At 62.6% G+C, this 18,272-nt stretch carries 19 protein-coding genes; 5 read left to right on the top strand and 14 right to left on the bottom strand.

What is annotated here, in order from left to right:
- Positions 1-3: 3 nt before the first annotated feature.
- Together arfA and AC3A5O_RS17900 are read left to right on the top strand one after the other, a co-directional pair.
- Positions 4-168, top strand: a complete 165-nt coding sequence (gene arfA, locus AC3A5O_RS17905) for an alternative ribosome rescue factor ArfA (protein ID WP_122565051.1) — start codon at positions 4-6, stop codon at positions 166-168.
- A 72-nt stretch (positions 169-240) separates the two neighbouring features.
- Positions 241-1,563, top strand: a complete 1,323-nt coding sequence (locus AC3A5O_RS17900) for a lytic murein transglycosylase (protein WP_122565050.1) — start codon at positions 241-243, stop codon at positions 1,561-1,563.
- Between the two features lie 114 nt (positions 1,564-1,677).
- Here the strand turns inward: AC3A5O_RS17900 and AC3A5O_RS17895 are convergent, their stop codons facing one another.
- The gene (locus AC3A5O_RS17895; RefSeq protein WP_305468612.1) at positions 1,678-2,616 is read right to left on the bottom strand and encodes a S66 peptidase family protein; all 939 of its coding nucleotides are present in this window, start codon (positions 2,614-2,616) and stop codon (positions 1,678-1,680) included.
- A gap of 150 nt (positions 2,617-2,766) precedes the next feature.
- On the opposite strand from AC3A5O_RS17895, the gene AC3A5O_RS17890 reads away from it, so the two are divergent.
- Complete coding sequence (locus tag AC3A5O_RS17890; protein ID WP_256572709.1) at positions 2,767-2,892, top strand: hypothetical protein; 126 nt, start codon at positions 2,767-2,769, stop codon at positions 2,890-2,892.
- A gap of 619 nt (positions 2,893-3,511) precedes the next feature.
- On the opposite strand, the gene lipA is transcribed toward AC3A5O_RS17890, so the two are convergent.
- From lipA to AC3A5O_RS17830, 12 genes are all read right to left on the bottom strand, one after another.
- The gene (lipA, locus tag AC3A5O_RS17885) at positions 3,512-4,534 is read right to left on the bottom strand and encodes a lipoyl synthase (RefSeq protein ID WP_014340371.1); all 1,023 of its coding nucleotides are present in this window, start codon (positions 4,532-4,534) and stop codon (positions 3,512-3,514) included.
- Between the two features lies 1 nt (position 4,535).
- Positions 4,536-5,183, bottom strand: coding sequence for a lipoyl(octanoyl) transferase LipB (gene lipB / locus AC3A5O_RS17880; RefSeq protein ID WP_003205887.1), 648 nt, complete (start codon positions 5,181-5,183; stop codon positions 4,536-4,538).
- Positions 5,183-5,455: a DUF493 domain-containing protein gene (locus tag AC3A5O_RS17875; protein ID WP_122565047.1), complete on the bottom strand. Its 273-nt coding sequence runs from the start codon at positions 5,453-5,455 to the stop codon at positions 5,183-5,185. Before AC3A5O_RS17875 ends, lipB begins: the two co-directional genes overlap by 1 nt.
- Before the next feature lie 81 nt (positions 5,456-5,536).
- The gene (locus AC3A5O_RS17870; protein ID WP_122565046.1) at positions 5,537-6,694 is read right to left on the bottom strand and encodes a D-alanyl-D-alanine carboxypeptidase family protein; all 1,158 of its coding nucleotides are present in this window, start codon (positions 6,692-6,694) and stop codon (positions 5,537-5,539) included.
- Between the two features lie 166 nt (positions 6,695-6,860).
- Positions 6,861-7,886: a septal ring lytic transglycosylase RlpA family protein gene (locus AC3A5O_RS17865; protein WP_122565045.1), complete on the bottom strand. Its 1,026-nt coding sequence runs from the start codon at positions 7,884-7,886 to the stop codon at positions 6,861-6,863.
- A complete protein-coding gene (gene mltB / locus AC3A5O_RS17860; RefSeq protein ID WP_122565044.1) occupies positions 7,886-8,896 on the bottom strand; it encodes a lytic murein transglycosylase B in 1,011 nt (336 codons plus the stop codon). Before mltB ends, AC3A5O_RS17865 begins: the two co-directional genes overlap by 1 nt.
- A 17-nt stretch (positions 8,897-8,913) precedes the next feature.
- Positions 8,914-10,017: a rod shape-determining protein RodA gene (rodA, locus tag AC3A5O_RS17855; protein WP_163006686.1), complete on the bottom strand. Its 1,104-nt coding sequence runs from the start codon at positions 10,015-10,017 to the stop codon at positions 8,914-8,916.
- Positions 10,018-10,048: 31 nt separating this feature from the next.
- Entirely contained in the window at positions 10,049-11,944 is a 1,896-nt protein-coding gene (gene mrdA / locus AC3A5O_RS17850; RefSeq protein ID WP_122565043.1) for a penicillin-binding protein 2, read from the bottom strand.
- A 9-nt stretch (positions 11,945-11,953) separates the two neighbouring features.
- Entirely contained in the window at positions 11,954-12,421 is a 468-nt protein-coding gene (gene rlmH / locus AC3A5O_RS17845) for a 23S rRNA (pseudouridine(1915)-N(3))-methyltransferase RlmH (protein WP_047229490.1), read from the bottom strand.
- Between the two features lie 9 nt (positions 12,422-12,430).
- Positions 12,431-12,925 (bottom strand): ribosome silencing factor, encoded by a 495-nt coding sequence (gene rsfS, locus AC3A5O_RS17840; protein ID WP_053125667.1) that lies wholly within the window; start codon positions 12,923-12,925, stop codon positions 12,431-12,433.
- A 71-nt stretch (positions 12,926-12,996) separates the two neighbouring features.
- Positions 12,997-13,716 carry a nicotinate-nucleotide adenylyltransferase gene (gene nadD / locus AC3A5O_RS17835; protein ID WP_122565041.1) on the bottom strand — a complete coding sequence of 240 codons (720 nt, stop codon included), beginning with the start codon at positions 13,714-13,716 and terminating at the stop codon, positions 12,997-12,999.
- Complete coding sequence (locus AC3A5O_RS17830; protein WP_122565040.1) at positions 13,685-14,956, bottom strand: glutamate-5-semialdehyde dehydrogenase; 1,272 nt, start codon at positions 14,954-14,956, stop codon at positions 13,685-13,687. The genes nadD and AC3A5O_RS17830 overlap by 32 nt, the downstream gene beginning before the upstream one ends.
- Before the next feature lie 196 nt (positions 14,957-15,152).
- Between AC3A5O_RS17830 and AC3A5O_RS17825 the strand changes: the two genes are divergently transcribed.
- Both AC3A5O_RS17825 and AC3A5O_RS17820 read left to right on the top strand, forming a co-directional pair.
- Complete coding sequence (locus AC3A5O_RS17825) at positions 15,153-15,830, top strand: DNA-3-methyladenine glycosylase (protein WP_487753514.1); 678 nt, start codon at positions 15,153-15,155, stop codon at positions 15,828-15,830.
- 332 nt (positions 15,831-16,162) lie between these two features.
- Entirely contained in the window at positions 16,163-17,479 is a 1,317-nt protein-coding gene (locus tag AC3A5O_RS17820) for a bifunctional DedA family/phosphatase PAP2 family protein (RefSeq protein WP_122565038.1), read from the top strand.
- Positions 17,480-17,676: 197 nt separating this feature from the next.
- Here AC3A5O_RS17820 and AC3A5O_RS17815 read toward each other — a convergent pair whose 3' ends face one another.
- On the bottom strand, positions 17,677-18,267 hold the full coding sequence (locus tag AC3A5O_RS17815; RefSeq protein ID WP_122565037.1) for an LON peptidase substrate-binding domain-containing protein: 591 nt from the start codon (positions 18,265-18,267) through the stop codon (positions 17,677-17,679).
- Positions 18,268-18,272 lie beyond the last annotated feature (5 nt).

Genomic DNA, 18,272 nt, shown 5'->3' with positions numbered 1-18,272 from the left:
ATCATGAGCAAAAAGCCATCCAAGCATGGCCCGAACAAGGCCAAGTCCATCGTCGCCCAACCCCTGTTCCGCAGCCGCCAGGAACGACCCACCAAGGGCAAGGGCAGCTACCGCCGCGAAGCCTTCCAGTCTGACAACTGGGAGGCTTCTTGCTTTCTGGCCGCTTGAAACACTCGGACAAGCCCTACGCCCCTTTCGCATGTTAAGGTCAGCACCTGAATTGTATTTCTGGACCCGTGCATGCCCTTCTGTCTTTCCCATCGTTGGCCACTGCGCCAAATGATTGTTGCCGCAAGCGTTGTCCTGCTTGTCGCCTGCGCCGAAAAACCTACCGCCGCCGACGCCCAACCGCTCCAGACTGTTCCCACCGTGACCGCTCCGGCCATCGTGCCGCCTGTGGTGCCCACCGGTGACGACCTGGTCATTGCGCCCACCCAGACCTTCGCGCAATGGCAGGCCGGGTTTCGCAAGGAGGCCCTGGCCGCCGGGATCCGCGCCGATTTGTTCGACCGTGCGTTTATCGGTGTCAGCCCGGACATGAGCGTGATCAAGGCCGACCGCAGCCAGCCGGAATTCACCCGCCCCGTGTGGGAATACCTCGATGGCGCGCTGTCGCCACTGCGGGTCAACAAGGGCAAGAGCCTGATCCAGCAGAACGCCCAGGTTCTGCAAAACATCGAGCAGCGTTATGGCGTCGATCGCGAAGCGCTAGTGGCGGTGTGGGGCATGGAGAGCAACTTCGGTCAGTTCCAGGGCAGCAAGTCGGTGATCAACTCCCTGGCGACCCTGGCCTACGAAGGTCGGCGCCCGGGCTTTGCTCATGCGCAATTGATCGCCGCGCTGCAGATCCTGCAACAAGGCGATATCACGCCGGAAAAAATGCTCGGCTCCTGGGCCGGCGCCATGGGCCAGACCCAGTTCATCCCCACCACCTACAACACCCATGCGGTGGATTTCGACGGCGACGGCCGCCGCGACATCTGGGGCAGCTCCACCGATGCCCTGGCCTCGACCGCGCATTACCTGCAAAGCTCCGGCTGGCAACGTGGCCAGCCGTGGGGGGTCGAGGTCTCGCTCAACGAGGGCTTCGACTACACGCTGGCCGATGGCACTATCCGCAAGCCCGTCTCTGAATGGATGCGGCTAGGCGTCGCGGAATATGGCGGCTTGCCAATCGCCCCCGAGGACAAGCAGCTCTCGGCGTCCCTGCTCTTGCCGGCCGGCCATCGCGGCCCGGCGTTCCTGATCTTTGATAACTTCCGCGCGATCCTCAAGTACAACAACTCGTCGTCCTATGCCTTGGCGGTCGGGCTGTTGTCAAAGCGCTTTACCGATGGCGGGCTGGTCTACGGCCAATGGCCCAAGGAAGACCTGCCCCTGAGCCGTAGCGAACGCATCGAACTGCAAACCCTGCTGGGCAAGCATAACTACGACGCGGGCAACCCCGACGGCATCATCGGCGCCAACACCCGCAAGGCCATCCGCGGCGCCCAGCAATCGTTCGGCTGGCCGGCGGACGGGTATCCGACGCATCAGTTGCTGGAGGCGTTGCGTAGCCGCTGAATTGCCGTATGGCGGCTACCGCTATATCGCGAGCAAGCTCGCTCCCACAGGGGTTCTCGGTCAACCTGTGGGAGCGAGCTTGCTCGCGATGACTGATTCGCAGGCGCTACATGACTAGCGACTGACCACCACATCCTGCTCCAACACCAACCGCTTCTCCCCCGCATCCAGCGTCACCAACGCCCCCATGGGCAAGGTCAGGTTCGGATCGCAATGCCCACTGCGCCAGCCGGACACCACCGGAATACGCAACGGTTCGAAGGTCTGCTTGAGCAAGCGGTTCAACGCCTCGACATCAACTCCCGCTACATCCCCCACCAACACGCCACGCAACTTGTGCAACGTGCCGGCCAACCGAAGCTGAGTCAGCAGTCGGTCGATGCGATACAGCGGCTCGTTGACGTCTTCGATGAACAGGATCACCCCTTCAGCGTCGATCTGATAAGGCGTGCCCATGGTCGCGGCAATCATCGACAGGTTGCCGCCCAGCAGACGTCCGTGGGCGATGCCTGGCTCGACGGTGGTCAATGGGTAGGCGGCGGGGTGGTTCAGCGCGCTGCCGGCTTTCAGCTGCCCACGCAGCAGGCTGAAAAACGAGGTGACGGTTGGGGGTTCCTTGTCGCCCAGCAGATCGGCGTTGAGCAGCGGCCCGTGGAAGGTCACGAAGCCTGCGTAGCGGCTGATGGCCAGGTGCAGGGCGGTGATGTCGCTGTAGCCTACGAATGGTTTGGGGTTGCGGCGTAGGAGGTCGAAGTCGATGCGATCGAGGAGCCTTGGTGTGCCGTAGCCGCCGCGTAGGCAGATGATGGCTTTGATTTCTGGGTCGGCGAAGGCGGCGTGGAGGTCGTTGAGGCGTATTTCGTCGCTGCCGGCCAGGTAGTTGTCCTTTTCGTAGACGCCGGGGAATATTCGCAGCTCATGGCCCCTTGCGTGCATCCATTGGATGGCTTTTTCCGTGTCCAGGGGGGCGGGGCCGGCGGGGGCGATCACTCCGATCATGCCTTCTTGAGGGAGTGCTGGGACGGGGTGATGGGGGGTTAAGGTGTGGGCCATGGGGTTCCCGGCTTTTTGATCGTGTGTATATCCGTTTTTTGTGTAACGGCCACTTAGGGTTCCGCTCTTACAGCGGGTCACTTTTGGAAGAGTGCCAAAAGTAACCAAAAACGCTTTGCCCCACCACTCGGTGCCTCGCTTAGGCTCGGCATGCCCGAACGCAGGCATTGCTCCGTGGGCCGCCGCGAAGGGCCATCCATGGCCCAGCGCGGCTATCCCGGCATCCATGCCGGGATGCCCACTGCGCAATGCCTGCGTTCGGCCAGCGTGGTTTAACGGGGCGTCCAGATCAAGATCAAGATCCAAAGCAAAGCAAAGCAAAGCAAGAGCGGGGCATGTTCAGCACTTATGCGGCTGCACTATCGCCATCGCGAGCAAGCTCGCTCCCACAGGGGGTGTGCGGGTGCCCACAACCTTTGCACACAATACAAAAACCTGTGGGAGCGAGCTTGCTCGCGATGAGGTCGACACATCCAACATCACTGCAGACTGACCCACCGCCTTCGCGAGCAAGCCCGCTCCCACAGGAGAAATGCGGTCCCACCAAGAACCAGGTCGGCTATCAGGCCGCCTCGCGGTGGACATTGATCTCGGGCGCCCCATTAACCACGATGGCTGAACGAAGGTATTGCGCAGTGGGCAACCCGGCATGGATGCCGGGTTAGCCGCGCTGGGCCATGGATGGCCCTTCGCGGCGGCCCACGGAGCAATGCCTTCGTTCAGGCATGCCGAGCCTAGGCGAGGCACCGAGTGGTGGGGCAGAAGCGTTTTGGTTACTTTTGACTGGGCCGGCTTCCGGGCTTCTCAAAAGTGACCCGCTGTAAGAGCGGAACCATCAGTAGCCGTTACCGAAGAAACGGATATACACACCACCCCAAAAACAAACGCTAAAAAATCAGGACCCGAGCAACTCAGCCTTGACCAACTTAGCCTGCTCATCCGCATGATACGAAGACCGCACCAACGGCCCCGAAGCCACGTTCTTGAACCCCATCTTGTACCCTTCCTCAGCAAACCAGGCAAAGGTATCCGGATGCACAAAACGCTGCACCGGCAGGTGACTACGAGACGGTTGCAAGTACTGCCCCAAGGTCAGCATATCGATGTCATGCTCACGCATCCGCTTCATCACCTCGATAACTTCCTCATCAGTCTCACCCAGGCCCAGCATCAAGCCAGACTTGGTCGGAATGTGCGGCATCATCTGCTTGAAGCGCTGCAGCAAGGTCAACGACCACTGGTAATCCGACCCCGGGCGCGCGGCCTTGTACAGGCGCGGCACGGTTTCCAGGTTGTGGTTGAACACATCCGGCGGCTCGGCGGCGGTGATTTCCAGGGCGATGTCCATGCGGCCACGGTAATCGGGCACCAGGGTTTCCAACTGTACGTTCGGCGACAGCTTGCGGATCTCGCGGATGCAGTCGGCAAAGTGCTGGGCACCGCCGTCACGCAGGTCGTCGCGGTCCACCGAGGTGATGACTACGTACTTGAGCTTCAGGTCGGCAATGGCGATGGCCAGGCTTTCCGGTTCGTTGGTGTCCAAGGGCTTCGGACGGCCATGGCCGACGTCACAGAACGGGCAGCGACGGGTGCAGATGTCACCCATGATCATGAACGTGGCGGTGCCGCCGGAGAAGCACTCGCCCAGGTTCGGGCAGGAGGCCTCTTCGCAGACGCTGTGCAGCTTGTGCTTGCGCAACAGCGCCTTGATGCGATCGACTTCCGGGGAAACCGGGATGCGCACGCGGATCCAGTCGGGTTTCTTCGGCAGCTCGGTGGTGGGGATGATCTTGACCGGGATGCGTGCAACCTTCTCGGCGCCGCGCAGCTTGACGCCGGCCTCTACCTTGGCACGCGGGGCCGGACGCTCGGTGACGTCCAGCGTCGGGATCATGGTTTGCACTGCATCAGTAGTCATATCAGTCGATTCCGCCCGTGAGGGTCGTCTGCTCAGCATAGTCGAGGTGTTTGACGAGCTGCGCGCGCAGCCGGGCACTTACCTCGGCAAATTCAATCGATCCTGCGTGTTCGCTCAACTGGGTCATCGCCAGTCCCGCGTAGCCACAGGGATTAATCCGTCGGAATGGCGCCAGGTCCATGTCCACGTTCAACGCCAGGCCATGAAACGAACAGCCGTGGCGGATCCGCAAACCCAGGGAGGCAATTTTCGCCCCATCGACGTAGACACCCGGCGCATCCGGCTTGGCCGCCGCCGTCACACCGTAGCTGGCCAGCAGCTCGATCAGGCACGTCTCCATGCGGGTGACCAGCTCGCGCACGCCAAACCCCAGCTTGCGCACATCCAACAACAGATAGGCGACCAGTTGGCCAGGGCCATGGTAGGTCACCTGCCCGCCCCGGTCGACCTTCACCACCGGGATATCCCCCGGCAGCAACAGGTGCTCGGCCTTGCCGGCCTGGCCCTGGGTGAACACCGGCGGATGTTCCACCAGCCAGACTTCATCGTCGGCGGTGGTGCCGCGTTCGTTCGTGAAGCGTTGCATGGCATGCCAGACCGGCTCGTAAGCCATCGTGCCCAGCTCGCGAAAGCCCAGCGTGCCCGGCATCACAACACCATGTGCACGAAACCGGTCGCTCGCAGCTCGCTGTTGATGTCGTAGAGCTGTTCCTGACCGGTGGCAATGATGTGCAACTGGATCGTCGTGTACTTGCCGTTGGTACTCTGGCGCTCGGCCAGGGTCTTGTGGTCAACGGTGGCATGTTTTTCAAGGATCGCGATGATCTTGTCCTTGAAACCCACGCCAGTGTCGCCGATTACCTTGATGGGGTAATCCGCGCAGGGAAATTCGATTTTTGGCGCCTTTACTTCGTCTGTCATGGCGTAACGGCCTCGTAAGCCGTGGTAACGCACATGGCCCCGCTCCGGATGGGAACGAGGCCATGCAGGTCAACACATCAATCAGTTGAACAAGCCGTAGAAGAATAGACGGATGCTATCCCAGATGCGGCGGAAGATACCACCTTCCTCGACCGCGTCCAGAGCGATCAGGTCAGCGCTGTGCACCACTTTGTCGTCCAGTTTGACTTCGACTTTACCGATCACGTCGCCCTTGGCGATGGGAGCGGTCAGTTGCGGGTTCATGGTCATGCTCGCAGCGAGCTTCTTGAGCTGGCCTTTGGGCAGGGTCATGGTCAGGTCCTGGGCCAGGCCGGCCTTGACCTGGTTGGTCGAGCCTTTCCAGACCTGGGCCTGGGCCAATTCGGTGCCCTTCTGGTAGAAGGTCTGGGTTTCGAAGAAACGGAAGCCGTAGGTCAACAGCTTCTGGGTCTCGGCGGCCCGGGCCACTTCGCTGTTGGTGCCGAAGACGACGGCGATCAGGCGCATGCCATCACGCACCGCCGAAGACACCATGCAATAACCAGCCTCTTCGGTGTGACCGGTCTTCAGGCCATCGACAGTCTTGTCGCGCCACAGCAGCAGGTTGCGGTTAGGCTGCTTGATGCCGTTCCAGAAGAATTCCTTCTGGGAGTAGATGGCGTAGTGCGCCGGGTCTTCATGGATGATTGCCCGGGCCAGGATCGCCATGTCGTGAGCCGACGAATAGTGCTCAGGGTTCGGCAGGCCGGTGGGGTTCATGAAGTGGCTGTTGGTCATGCCCAGGTCGGCCACGGTTTTGTTCATCATGTCGGCGAACGCATCTTCGCTGCCGGCGATGTGCTCGGCCAGGGCGACGCTGGCGTCGTTACCGGACTGGATGATGATGCCGTGCAGCAGGTCGCTGACGGTCACTTGCGAACCGACCTTGATGAACATCCGCGAACCGCCGGTGCGCCAGGCGTTTTCGCTGACGGTCACCGGATCGTTTTCACCGATCTGGCCGCGACGGATTTCCAGGGTGGCGATGTAGGCGGTCATCAGCTTGGTCAGGCTGGCCGGTGGCAGACGCTGGTCACCGTTGTTCTCTACCAGCACCTCGCCGCTGCTGGCATCCATGAGCACAAAGGACTTGGCGGCCAATTGAGGGGGCGCCGGCATCATCTCGACCGCGAACGCGGCCGGTGAGAGAAGCAGCGGGACTAGCAGGCAAAGGCGTTTGGCAAAGGTGGTGATGTTCATCCGTCTCTCGAAATCGCTAATGGGACTGCCCGAAGGCAGAACTAAACAGGCAGCTTTCTAACGAGCTGCCGCGTATTTAAGTTGCTCACTCACACCCTTGCCGGGCTTTTATTATTCATGGAGCCAACAACCTGACCCGCTCCAACCGCAAGCGGGCCTCATTCAATCACTCAGCGGTGACCAGGCTCGGCGAGCCGAGATTGGCCAGGCGCACACTGTTCTGCACCTGCTGGACTTCACCCGGAGAACCGATCGGCCCCAGGCGCACCCGATGCAGTGTCTGCTGGTTGCGCACGATCGAGCTGATGAACACCGGGGCGCTCACCATCGAGCTGAGTTTGGACCTCAGCAGCTCGGCAGCGTCCGGGTTGGCGAACGCGCCCACTTGCAGAAACTGGCCAGACGCTGTTGCAGAAGCGTTTTTTTTTGCATCGATCTGTACCGGCAGCACGGCCGCGGCGTGTTGCTGCGGCGGTGGCGTCCATTGCTCGACCGTGCCGGTGGACGCCGTCACGGTGGGCGCGGCATTTTGCGCCACTTTCGGCTCGTTGAGCATCAAAGGCGCCGGACGGCCACGTTGGGCCCACCATTCCTGCGGGTCGATGCCCTCGACCTTGACCCGGGCGGTGCCCGTTTCAGCGTAACCGAGTTTTTTCGCCGCCGCATACGACAGGTCGATGATGCGGTCGGAATAGAACGGTCCACGGTCATTGACCCGCAGGATCACGCTCTTGTTGTTGTCCAGGTTGGTCACCCGCACATAGCTGGGCAGCGGCAAGGTCTTGTGGGCCGCGCTCATGCCATACAGGTCATACACTTCGCCGTTGGCGGTGTTCTGGCCATGGAACTTGGTGCCGTACCAGGACGCCGTGCCCGAGGCCACGTAGCGCTTGGAGTCGGCCATCGGGAAATAGGTCTTGCCCAGCACCGTGTACGGGTTGGCCTTGTAGGGGCCGGTGTGCAGGGTCGGCGTGGCGTCGGGAATACGCGAGACATCCACGTCCCACCACGGCGCGCCGTCCTTGTGGGCCCGGTTGATGTCCAGGCCCGGCGTCGCACGCACGGCGGTGGTGTTTTTCTGGACCGGCGCACGGCTGGTCGAACAACTGACGACCAGCAGCGACAGCGCAGCCAACGCCACGAGTTTGAGGGGTTTAGCCTTCAGGGGTAGATGGGTAGGCAATGCCCGCATTATTTGACGCCCCGTGCTTTGACCAGCTCTTCAGACAGTTGATATACGGCCATGGCGTACATCACGCTGCGGTTATAACGCGTAATCGCGTAGAAATTCTTCAGGCCCATCCAGTATTCGGGGCCTTGTTCGCCTTCCAGGCGCATCGCGGTGACCGGCATGTCGTCACGCAGCGCATCATGACTCGACCAGCCCAACGCCCGCAACTCCCCGACGGTTTTCGTCGGCTCGATGCCCTCGGTCAGGCCCTCGTCCACTTGCTCGCCACGCACGTCGGCACGGCTGACCACCGGCTGGCCGGTTTCCCAGCCGTGACGCTTGAAATAGCTGGCGACACTGCCGATGGCATCGGTCGGGTTGGTCCAGATATTGATGTGGCCATCACCATCGAAGTCCACCGCATAGGCGCGAAAACTGCTCGGCATGAATTGCGGCAGGCCCATGGCCCCGGCGTAGGAACCCTTGAGGGTCAGCGGATCGACCTGCTCTTCGCGGGCCAGCAGCAGAAACTCGCGCAGCTCCTTGCGGAAGAACTCGGCACGCGGCGGGTAATCGAAGCCCAGGGTCGACAGTGCGTCGATCACCCGGAAATTCCCGGTATTGCGGCCAAAGAAGGTCTCGACGCCAATGATCGACACAATGAACTGGGCCGGCACGCCGTATTCCTGCTCGGCACGGGTCAGTGCCGCCTCGTGCTGGCGCCAGAAGTCCACGCCCCGGGCGATACGCGCCTCAGTGATGAACATCGGCCGGTACTCGCTCCACTGCTTGACCCGCTCGGCAGGCCGGGAGATCGCATCGAGGATCGACTGCTTGCGCTCGGCCTCGCGAAACACCCCCATCAGTTGCTCACCGGCAAAACCGTAGTCGCGGGTCATCTCACCGACGAATTCGGCCACCTGTGGCGAGCCTTCGTATTCACCGGCCCAGGCCTGCGACGCACTGCCGAGGAAGCCGACCAGGCCGATCCACGGCGCATATCGCGTCGACCAGCCACGCATTGCTTGCATTGAACTCTTCACCTTATTCAAACCTGCGCGATCCACTTGCGATGCGTATGAATCGACATCAAAACCCCAAACGCTGACAGTAGTGTCACCAGCGAAGTTCCTCCGTAGCTAATGAAAGGCAACGGCACCCCCACGACCGGCAACAGGCCACTGACCATACCGATGTTGACGAAAACGTAAACAAAAAACGTCATGGTCAGGCTGCCCGCGAGCAATTTACCGAACAGCGTCTGGGCCTGGGCAGTGATCACCAGCCCCCGGCCGATCAGCAATAAATAGATCAGCAGCAGCACGCAGATGCCTACCAGGCCGAACTCCTCGCCCAATACGGCGATGATGAAGTCGGTGTGGCTTTCCGGCAAAAAGTCCAGGTGCGACTGGGTGCCCATCAGCCAACCCTTGCCGAACACGCCGCCGGAGCCGATGGCGGCCTTGGACTGGATAATGTTCCAGCCGGTGCCCAGCGGATCGCTCTCCGGGTCGAGGAAGGTCAGCACCCGCTGCTTCTGGTAGTCGTGCATCACGAAGTACCACATGGCTACCGACACCGGCACGGCGGCGGCGATCACGCTGAGGATCCAGCGCCAGCGCAGCCCACCCATGAACAGCACGAACGCGCCGCCGGCCAGGATCAGCAGCGAGGTGCCGAGGTCCGGCTGGCGGACGATCAGGATGAACGGGATGCCGATCAGCAACAGGCTGATGCACACATGCTTGAGCTGCGGCGGCAAGGAGCGCTTGGCCAGGTACCAGGCGATGGTCGCCGGCATGATGATCTTGAGGAACTCCGAAGGCTGGAAGCGGATCACCCCGGGGATGTTGATCCAGCGGGTGGCGCCCATGGCGTTGTGGCCCATGATGTCCACCACCACCAACAAGCAGACCCCTACCACATAGGCCAGTGGCACCCAGCGCGCCATGAACCGCGGTTCGAGCTGGGCGATGACGATCATCGACACCAGGCCGATGCCGAACGAGGTGGCTTGCTTGGCCAGCAGGTCCCAGCTCTTGCCGCTGGCCGAATACAGCACGAACAGACTGCCCGCGGCCAGGGTCAGCAGCAGGATCAGCAACGGGCCATCGATGTGCATGCGCTGCAACAAGGTGGCGCGACGGCGCATCACGTCTTCGCTGGAGAGGATCCGGTCGAAATTATTCTTCACGGGCCGTAGCCTCCGCAGTGATGGGGCTTGCGTATTCGGGCTTGAGCTGGCCGTGCTCATCCAGCAGCCAGGCGTCCATGATCTGGCGCACCACCGGCGCGGCGACGCCGGACCCCGACTCGCCGTTCTCGACCATCACCGCCACGACGATCTTCGGGTCGTCGGCCGGCGCGAAGCCGACGAACAAGGCGTGGTCGCGGTGGCGCTCCTGGACCTTGGTGCGGTCGTACTTCTCGCCCTGCTTGATGGCGACGACCTGGGCCGTACCGCTCTTGCCGGCAATGCGGTATTGCGCGCCGATGGCCGCCTTGCGGGCGGTGCCGCGAGCGCCGTGCATCACCTGCTGCATGCCGATGTTGACCTTCTGCCAGTCCGACGGGTTGCGCAGGATGATGTCCGGCATCGGGTCCGGGTCCACTGGCTTCTGGCCTTCGATGGTCTTGGCCAGGTGCGGGCGATACCACTTGCCCTTGCTCGCCACCAGCGCCGTGGCCTGGGCCAATTGCAAGGGCGTTGCCTGCATGTAGCCCTGGCCGATCCCCAGGATCAGGGTTTCGCCGGGGAACCAGGCCTGGCGCCGGGTCGCCCGCTTCCACTCACGGGATGGCATCAGGCCGGGCGATTCTTCGAACATGTCCAGGGAAACTTTCTGACCAAGGCCAAACTTGTTCATGTAGGACGACAGCCGATCGATCCCCAGCTTATGGGCCAGGTCATAGAAGTAGGTGTCGTTGGAACGCATGATCGCCGTTTCCAGGTCCACATAACCGTCGCCGGTGCGGTTCCAGTTGCGGTACTTGTGGTCGTAGTTCGGCAGTTGGTAATAACCCGGGTCGTAGACCCGGGTCGACGCGGTGACCACGCCAGCATCCAGCCCGGCAATCGCCACGGCCGGCTTGATGGTCGAACCCGGGGGATAGAGGCCGCGCAACACGCGGTTGAACAGCGGTCGGTCGATGGAATCGCGCAGCTCGGCGTAGGCCTTGAAGCTGATGCCGGTGACGAACAGGTTCGGGTCGAAACTCGGTTGGCTGACCATCGCCAGCACCTCGCCGGTGTTCGGGTCCAGTGCCACCACCGCGCCACGCCGCCCGCCCAGCGCCGCCTCGGCGGCCTCTTGCAGCTTGATGTCCAGGCTCAGGACGATGTCCTTGCCAGGGATCGGATCGGTGCGCTTGAGCACCCGCAATACGCGACCGCGGGCGTTGGTCTCGACTTCCTCGTAACCCACCTGGCCATGCAGTTCGGGCTCGTAGAAGCGCTCGATACCGGTCTTGCCGATATGGTGGGTGCCGCTGTAATTGACCGGATCGAGGGTCTTGAGCTCTTTCTCGTTGATCCGTCCCATGTAGCCGACCGAGTGGGCAAAGTGTGGCCCCTGGGGATAATGCCGCACCAACTGCGCCACCACCTCGACGCCGGGCAGGCGGAACTGGTTCACGGCGATCAGGGCGATCTGCTCTTCGGTCAGCTCGAACAAAATCGGCACCGGCTCGAACGGCCGTCGCCCCTGACGCATGCGCTTCTCGAAAATCGCCCTGTCGTCGGGCGTCAGTTGCAGCACCTCGACGATCACGTCGAGTACCTGCTGCCAGTCGCCGGACCGCTCGCGGGTCATGCTCAGGCTGAAGCTGGGCCGGTTATCCGCCACCACCACGCCATTGCGGTCGAAGATCAGCCCGCGGGTCGGCGGAATCGGTTGCACATGCACCCGGTTGTTTTCCGATAGGGTCGAGTGGTACTCGTACTGGATCACCTGGAGGAAATACAAACGCGCAATCAGCACGCCGATCAGCACCACCACCGTAATAGCGCCGAACACGACGCGGCCCCGTACCAGACGGGCGTCTTTTTCGTGGTCCTTGATACGGATCGGCTGGGGCATGGGGCAGGATTACTTGTGGTAAGGGTGCCCGGACAGGACTGTCCAGGCACGATACAACTGTTCGCCGATCAGGATCCGCACCAGCGGGTGCGGCAACGTCAACGGCGACAACGACCAGCGCTGATCGGCCCGGGCACAGACTTCCGGCGCCAGCCCTTCCGGGCCACCGACCATGAAGTTGACCGTGCGCGCGTCCAGCCGCCAGCGATCGAGCTCCACCGCCAGTTGCTCGGTGCTCCAGGGCTTGCCGTGGACTTCGAGGGTGACGATGCGCTCGTTCGGCCCGACCTTGGCCAACATGGCTTCGCCTTCCTGGCGGATGAAACGCGCCACGTCGGCGTTCTTGCCACGGGTGTTGAGCGGAATTTCCACCAGTTCCAGGGCCAGCTCGGACGGAAGACGCTTGGCATATTCATGCCAGCCTTCTTCCACCCACTTGGGCATGCGAGAACCGACGGCGATCAGGCGCAGTCGCACAGCGGTCCCTTATTGCTGGTCTTTGTTGAGCTTGGTGAAGTGCTCATGGGGGTTTTCCGGGCTGTGGTGCGCGGCGCTGGCCGAACGGCTCTGCTCGGCACCGGCCCACAGGCGTTCCAGGTCGTAGAACTGGCGCGCCGAGGCGGTCATCATGTGCACGATGACATCGTCCATGTCCAACAGTACCCAGTCGCTGTCGCCCTTGCCTTCTTCACCCAGCGGCTTGACGCCCTGGGCCTTGACCGCTTCGCGGACCTTGTCCAGCATCGCGCCGATCTGGCGGTTGGAGGTACCGGTGGCGATGATCATGTAGTCGGTGATGCTCTGCTTGTCACGAACGTCGATCACCTGGATGTCCTGGGCCTTGACGTCTTCCAGGGCCGCCACGGCCACCTTGACCAGCTCTTCGCCGACCAGCGCCACGCCGGTGTGGGCCTCTACGGGCAGCGGGGCGCTCTTGAACGTGCCCTTGCGCTTTACTTTGTTTACGTCTTTGTCAGTCATATAAAACTCGTTTTGCTCGTATGTTCGGGCGCTTCGCTACACGCATTCACGTGCCTTGAAGCGCGCCTCTTTCAGTTCGACGCACGGTAAAGCCCGTGCGCATCGATGTAGGCCAGGACCGCGTCGGGCACCAGGAAACGTACCGACTTACCGCTGGCCAGCAGTTGACGGATCTGGGTGGCGGATACCGCGAGCGGCGTCTGCCAGACGAATGCAATCTGTCCGCTCGGCCCTTTCAGGGCCAGCGGGTCGCTCACCGAGCGGGCCGCCAGCAGGTTGCGCAAGGCATCCGGCGGCTCGCTGTCGGCATCCGGGCGTTGCAACACCAGGATGTGGCAATGCTGGAGCAACTCTTCCCAGCGATGCCAAGTGGGCAGGCCGCAAAATGCGTCCCAGCCCAAAAGCAGAAAAACCTGGGCATCAACGGCCAGTTCGGCACGCATCAGCTCCAGGGTATCAATGGTGTAGGACGGCTTGTCCCGCTGCAATTCGCGGGCGTCCACCACCAGTGGTGCCACACCGGCCACCGCGCACTCGACCATCGCCAGGCGGTCCTGCGCCGACACCTGCGGCATGTCCCGATGAGGCGGCCGGGCGCTGGGCGTCAGGCGTAGCTCATCGAGGGCCAGGGCGTCGGCGACTTCCAGCGCACCGCGCAGATGGCCGATGTGCACCGGGTCGAACGTGCCGCCCAGGATACCGATGCGCCGGGGCGGGATTGTCGTCGTCACAGCGGCCGGCGATTCGAGGTCGCCCAAGTCAGACCGGCTCCTGTCCGCGCAACTGGCCATCACCGACCACGATGTACTTCTCGCAGGTCAGGCCTTCCAGACCGACCGGGCCGCGGGCGTGCAGCTTATCAGTAGAAATGCCGATCTCGGCACCCAATCCGTATTCAAAGCCATCGGCGAAGCAGGTCGGGGTGTTGATCATCACCGATGCCGAGTCGACTTCGGCCACGAATCGCCGGGTTTCGCCCTGGTGTTCACTGACGATGGAGTCGGTGTGGTGCGAGCCGTGGCGGTTGATGTGGTCGATGGCCTGGTCCAGCCCGTCGACCACGCGGATCGACAAAATCGGCGCCAGGTATTCGGTGTCCCAGTCTTCTGCCGTGGCCGCGACGGCCTCGATGATCGCCCGGGTACGCTCGCAACCACGCAGCTCGACGCCTTTTTCGCGGAACTGGGCGGCCATCGAGGGCAAAAAGTCCTGGGCAACGGCCTGGTCCACCAGCAGGGTTTCCATCGCGCCGCAGATACCGTAGCGGTAGGTCTTGGCGTTGAAAGCGATGCGCTGGGCCTTCGGCAATTCGGCGTGGGCACTGACGTAGACGTGGCAGATGCCGTCCAGGTGCTTGATCACCGGCACGCGGGCGTCACGGCTGACCCGTTCGATCAGGCCCTTGCCGCCGCGCGGCACGATGACATCGACGTACTCGGGCATGGTGATCAGGGCGCCGACCGCGGCGCGGTCGGTGGTTTCCACCACTTGCACCACGGCCGCCGGCAGATCGGCCTCGGCCAGGCCGCGCTGGATGCAGGCGGCAATGGCGCGGTTGGAATGGATGGCCTCGGAGCCGCCACGCAGGATGGTCGCGTTACCCGACTTCAGGCACAGGCTCGCGGCGTCGATGGTCACGTTCGGCCGCGACTCGTAGATGATCCCGACCACGCCCAGGGGCACGCGCATCTTGCCGACCTGGATGCCCGACGGACGGTAGCTCATGTCGCGGATCGCCCCGACCGGGTCCGGCAGGGCCGCGACCTGGCGCAGACCGACGATCATGCCGTCGATGCGTGCCGGGGTCAGCGCCAGACGCTCGAGCATGGCCGGCTCCAGACCATTGGCCCGGCCAGCGGCCAGGTCCAGCTCGTTGGCGGCGGACAACTCGGCGCGCGCGGCGTCCAGCGCATTGGCGGCGGCCTGCAGGGCGCGGTTTTTCTGCGCGGTGCTGGCCCGGCCGATGATGCGCGACGCTTCGCGAGCGGCGCGACCCAGGCGGGTCATGTAGTCAAGAACGGACTCAGTCATGGTCTGTGTGGTCTTGGCGATGGGGAAAGCGGCAGATTATAGCTGTCGTAACCCTCGACTAACAGCATGGACTCGCAGTGGTGACCGGCGGAGAAGCAAAACAGGCGTAAACAGCCGGTTGAAGCAGGTGTTCAGCGGTGATTAAGCTTTGCATTGCTATCATCGCACTTCCTTTGGCCTCACTTCGTCTATCGCCATGACCGATTTGCCATCGCCCAACGCCCTGCCCCACGCCTTTTTCGACCGCGACGCCCAGGTGCTTGCCAAAGACCTGCTGGGCAAAGTCATCCGCCACAAGGTCGGCGACCTGTGGCTCAGCGCGCGGATCATCGAGACCGAGGCGTATTACTACGCGGAAAAGGGCAGCCACGCCTCCCTGGGCTACACGGAAAAACGTAAGGCTTTATTTCTGGATGGCGGGCACATCTATATGTACTACGCCCGGGGCGGCGATTCGCTGAACTTCAGCGCCCAGGGCCCCGGCAATGCGGTGCTGATCAAATCGGCGTACCCGTGGGTCGATGCCCTTTCCGGGCCGGCGAGCCTGGCGCAGATGTTATTGAACAACCCCGACGCCCAAGGCCGACCGCGCACACCGCAAAAACTCTGTGCCGGCCAGACCCTGTTATGCAAAGCTTTGGGGCTGAAAGTGCCGGACTGGGACGCCAAGCGCTTCGACCCCGAGCGCTTGCTGGTGGAAGACGTGGGCGTACCAACGGTCAATGCGATCCAGACCACTCGCCTGGGCATTCCCCTGGGACGGGACGAGCACCTGCCCTACCGTTTTGTCGATGCGGCCTATGCCCCGTGGTGTACCCGTAATCCGTTGCGGCGGGGGCAGGTCGAAGGGCGTGATTACTTTTTGCTTTCCTGATGAAACACCGCATACCCCTTGTGGGAGCGAGCTTGCTCGCGAATTCGGCGTGTCAGTTGATATTGATGTACCTGACACACTGCATTCGCGAGCAAGCCCGCTCCCACAATGGATCTTCAGTGGATGCGAACTTTTGTTACACCCTGAATTACCTGTGGGGAGCTTGCTCGCGATGGCGTCGGGTCAGCAGAATGGGGGCTGACTGACACACAGCTATCGCGAGCAAGCTCGCTCCCACAGTTGATGTTCAGTGGCCACAGGTTTTTGTGTTTACAACAGAATCCCACAGGGGATTCGGTGCATGCCCATCACTATTCAATGGAGTTGTTCTTATGGGCCCATGGCTCGATAGCATCACCGGTTGGTTGACCGTCAACCCGCAATGGCTGGCGGTGGCGGTGTTCATCGTCGCCTGCGTGGAATGCCTGGCCATCGCCGGTCTGATCGTGCCGGGCACGGTGCTGCTGTTTGCGATTGCGGTGCTGGCCGGCAGCGGCGCATTGTCCTTGGGCGAGACGCTGCTGCTGGGCCTGCTCGGGGGTTTGCTGGGGGACCTGGTGTCGTACTTCCTCGGCCGGCATTTCCACCAGAACATCCGGCGCCTGCCGGGGCTGCGGCATCACCCGGAATGGATGAGCGCCGCGGAAAGCTATTTCCAGCGCTACGGCATCGCCAGCCTGCTGGTGGGCCGTTTCATCGGCCCGCTACGGCCGATGTTGCCGATGGTGGCCGGGATGTGCGACATGCCGTTCCCGCGCTTCGCCGCCGTCAGCGTGTTGGCCGCGTCGGGCTGGACCGTGGCCTATCTGCTGCCGGGCTGGGCCACCGGGGCGGCGTTTCGCCTGCCGCTGCCCGAAGGTTTCTGGCCCCAGGCCGGCGTGGTCATCGGCAGTATCGCGGTGATGATCGGGTTGAGCGTCAACAGCACCCTGCGGCGCCATCGTCATGCCACAGCACTGATCGCCGGCATCGGCCTGGTGATCCTGATCGGCCTGTTCATCGGCTTTCGCTACCTGACGGCGTTCGACCAAGGCTTGATGGCCCTGGTCCAAGAGCATCGCGGCCCGACGCTGGATGAAATCGCCGTGACCTTTACGCTGATCGGCGAATTCCGCTACATGTTGATTGTGTGCAGCCTGGTGACCGGGTTGCTGCTGTTGGCACGGCAATGGCGCCAGGCAATCTTCGCCGGGGGCACGATGCTGTTCACCGCCCTGGCCAATACCGGCTGCAAACACTTCTTTGCCCGTGTGCGCCCGGAAATCCTCACCGACCCGCTGACCAGCTACAGCATGCCCAGCGGCCATTCCTCCGGGGCATTCGCGCTGTTCCTGACCCTCGCCGTCCTGGCCGGCCGCGGTCAACCGCCACGCCTGCGCCTGACCTGGCTGCTGCTGGGCTGCCTGCCGGCACTGGCCATTGCCCTGTCGCGGGTCTACCTGGGCGCGCACTGGCCCAGCGACATCGTCGCCGGGGCGATGCTCGCCGCCAGCATCTGTGCGGCCGCCCTGTGGTTGAGCCAGCGCCAGACCCCGCTGCCGGCCATGCCGCCGAAAGTCTGGTGGCTGGTCCTGCCGGCGCTGGTGGCGGTGTTCAGCTTCTTCGCCCTGCGGCATTTGCCCCATGCGATGTTGCGGTATGCCTATTAGGCAATCGCGAGCAAGCTCGCTCCCACAGGAGATTTGTGGCGCACGCCAATCCCGCAGCCAACCCAATACCACTGTGGGAGCGAGCTTGCTCGCGATGACGGCTGCACAGTCGACATTGATGCAAGCTGACCCACTGCTATCGCGAGCAAGCTCGCTCCCACAGGGGGGGCGGTGTTGTTCGGTGGATAGGAGGGGTGTCAGGCGAAGAGCTCACCTTGCAACTCATCGAGCAACGCCTGGATCGCATCCAGGCGCTGTTGCGGGTCGTCGAGTTGCAGCAGGTCGATCTTGTCCAGCTCATTGAACGGCAGCAGGTAAGCCAGTTGATTGGCCAGCGATTGCTGGCCGGTCGCTTCGGTGCCCATGTTCAGAGCCTCGACCATCGGGTGCTCGGCCAGGGCCTTGAGCAGCGCCACCAGGTCGGCGTCTTCATCCTGCAGCGGTTGCTCCGGCTCTTCTTCCAGCCACTCGACCTCGGCGACCGTCAGTTGATCGGCCTGGACGCTGCTGTCATGGACGATAAAGCGCCGCCCACCCTGCACGCGAATGCCCAGCAGACCATTGTCCTGCTGGGAAAAATCGGTAATGCGCGCTTCACAGCCGACCCGCGCGTAGCCTTCAGGCGCGATGCCGACTTCCTCGCCATCGAGGATGCACACCACCCCGAAGCCTTCGCCCTTTTTCATGCAGCGCCCGATCATGTCGAGGTAGCGCGCCTCGAAAATCTGCAAGTCGAGGATGCAACCGGGGAACAGCACGGTGTTCAACGGGAAAAGCGGCAAGCTCATAACCA

The sequence above is a fragment of the Pseudomonas sp. Soil_N_39 genome (genome assembly GCF_057655955.1).
This window is presented reverse-complemented; position numbering and strand designations above follow the sequence as displayed.

What these genes read in the sequence shown, in the direction of transcription:
- lipA (WP_014340371.1), bottom strand. Translation starts at nt 4,534, where the DNA reads ATGACTACTGATGCAGTGCAAACCATGATCCCGACGCTGGACGTCACC.
- AC3A5O_RS17865 (WP_122565045.1), bottom strand. Translation starts at nt 7,886, where the DNA reads ATGCGGGCATTGCCTACCCATCTACCCCTGAAGGCTAAACCCCTCAAA.
- mltB (WP_122565044.1), bottom strand. Translation starts at nt 8,896, where the DNA reads ATGCAAGCAATGCGTGGCTGGTCGACGCGATATGCGCCGTGGATCGGC.
- AC3A5O_RS17890 (WP_256572709.1), top strand. Translation starts at nt 2,767, where the DNA reads ATGCCCGAACGCAGGCATTGCTCCGTGGGCCGCCGCGAAGGGCCATCC.
- AC3A5O_RS17870 (WP_122565046.1), bottom strand. Translation starts at nt 6,694, where the DNA reads ATGAACATCACCACCTTTGCCAAACGCCTTTGCCTGCTAGTCCCGCTG.
- mrdA (WP_122565043.1), bottom strand. Translation starts at nt 11,944, where the DNA reads ATGCCCCAGCCGATCCGTATCAAGGACCACGAAAAAGACGCCCGTCTG.
- nadD (WP_122565041.1), bottom strand. Translation starts at nt 13,716, where the DNA reads ATGGCCAGTTGCGCGGACAGGAGCCGGTCTGACTTGGGCGACCTCGAA.
- AC3A5O_RS17895 (WP_305468612.1), bottom strand. Translation starts at nt 2,616, where the DNA reads ATGGCCCACACCTTAACCCCCCATCACCCCGTCCCAGCACTCCCTCAA.
- lipB (WP_003205887.1), bottom strand. Translation starts at nt 5,183, where the DNA reads ATGCCGGGCACGCTGGGCTTTCGCGAGCTGGGCACGATGGCTTACGAG.
- arfA (WP_122565051.1), top strand. Translation starts at nt 4, where the DNA reads ATGAGCAAAAAGCCATCCAAGCATGGCCCGAACAAGGCCAAGTCCATC.
- rsfS (WP_053125667.1), bottom strand. Translation starts at nt 12,925, where the DNA reads ATGACTGACAAAGACGTAAACAAAGTAAAGCGCAAGGGCACGTTCAAG.
- AC3A5O_RS17815 (WP_122565037.1), bottom strand. Translation starts at nt 18,267, where the DNA reads ATGAGCTTGCCGCTTTTCCCGTTGAACACCGTGCTGTTCCCCGGTTGC.
- AC3A5O_RS17830 (WP_122565040.1), bottom strand. Translation starts at nt 14,956, where the DNA reads ATGACTGAGTCCGTTCTTGACTACATGACCCGCCTGGGTCGCGCCGCT.
- AC3A5O_RS17875 (WP_122565047.1), bottom strand. Translation starts at nt 5,455, where the DNA reads ATGACAGACGAAGTAAAGGCGCCAAAAATCGAATTTCCCTGCGCGGAT.
- rodA (WP_163006686.1), bottom strand. Translation starts at nt 10,017, where the DNA reads ATGCGCCGTCGCGCCACCTTGTTGCAGCGCATGCACATCGATGGCCCG.
- AC3A5O_RS17820 (WP_122565038.1), top strand. Translation starts at nt 16,163, where the DNA reads ATGGGCCCATGGCTCGATAGCATCACCGGTTGGTTGACCGTCAACCCG.
- AC3A5O_RS17900 (WP_122565050.1), top strand. Translation starts at nt 241, where the DNA reads ATGCCCTTCTGTCTTTCCCATCGTTGGCCACTGCGCCAAATGATTGTT.
- AC3A5O_RS17825 (WP_487753514.1), top strand. Translation starts at nt 15,153, where the DNA reads ATGACCGATTTGCCATCGCCCAACGCCCTGCCCCACGCCTTTTTCGAC.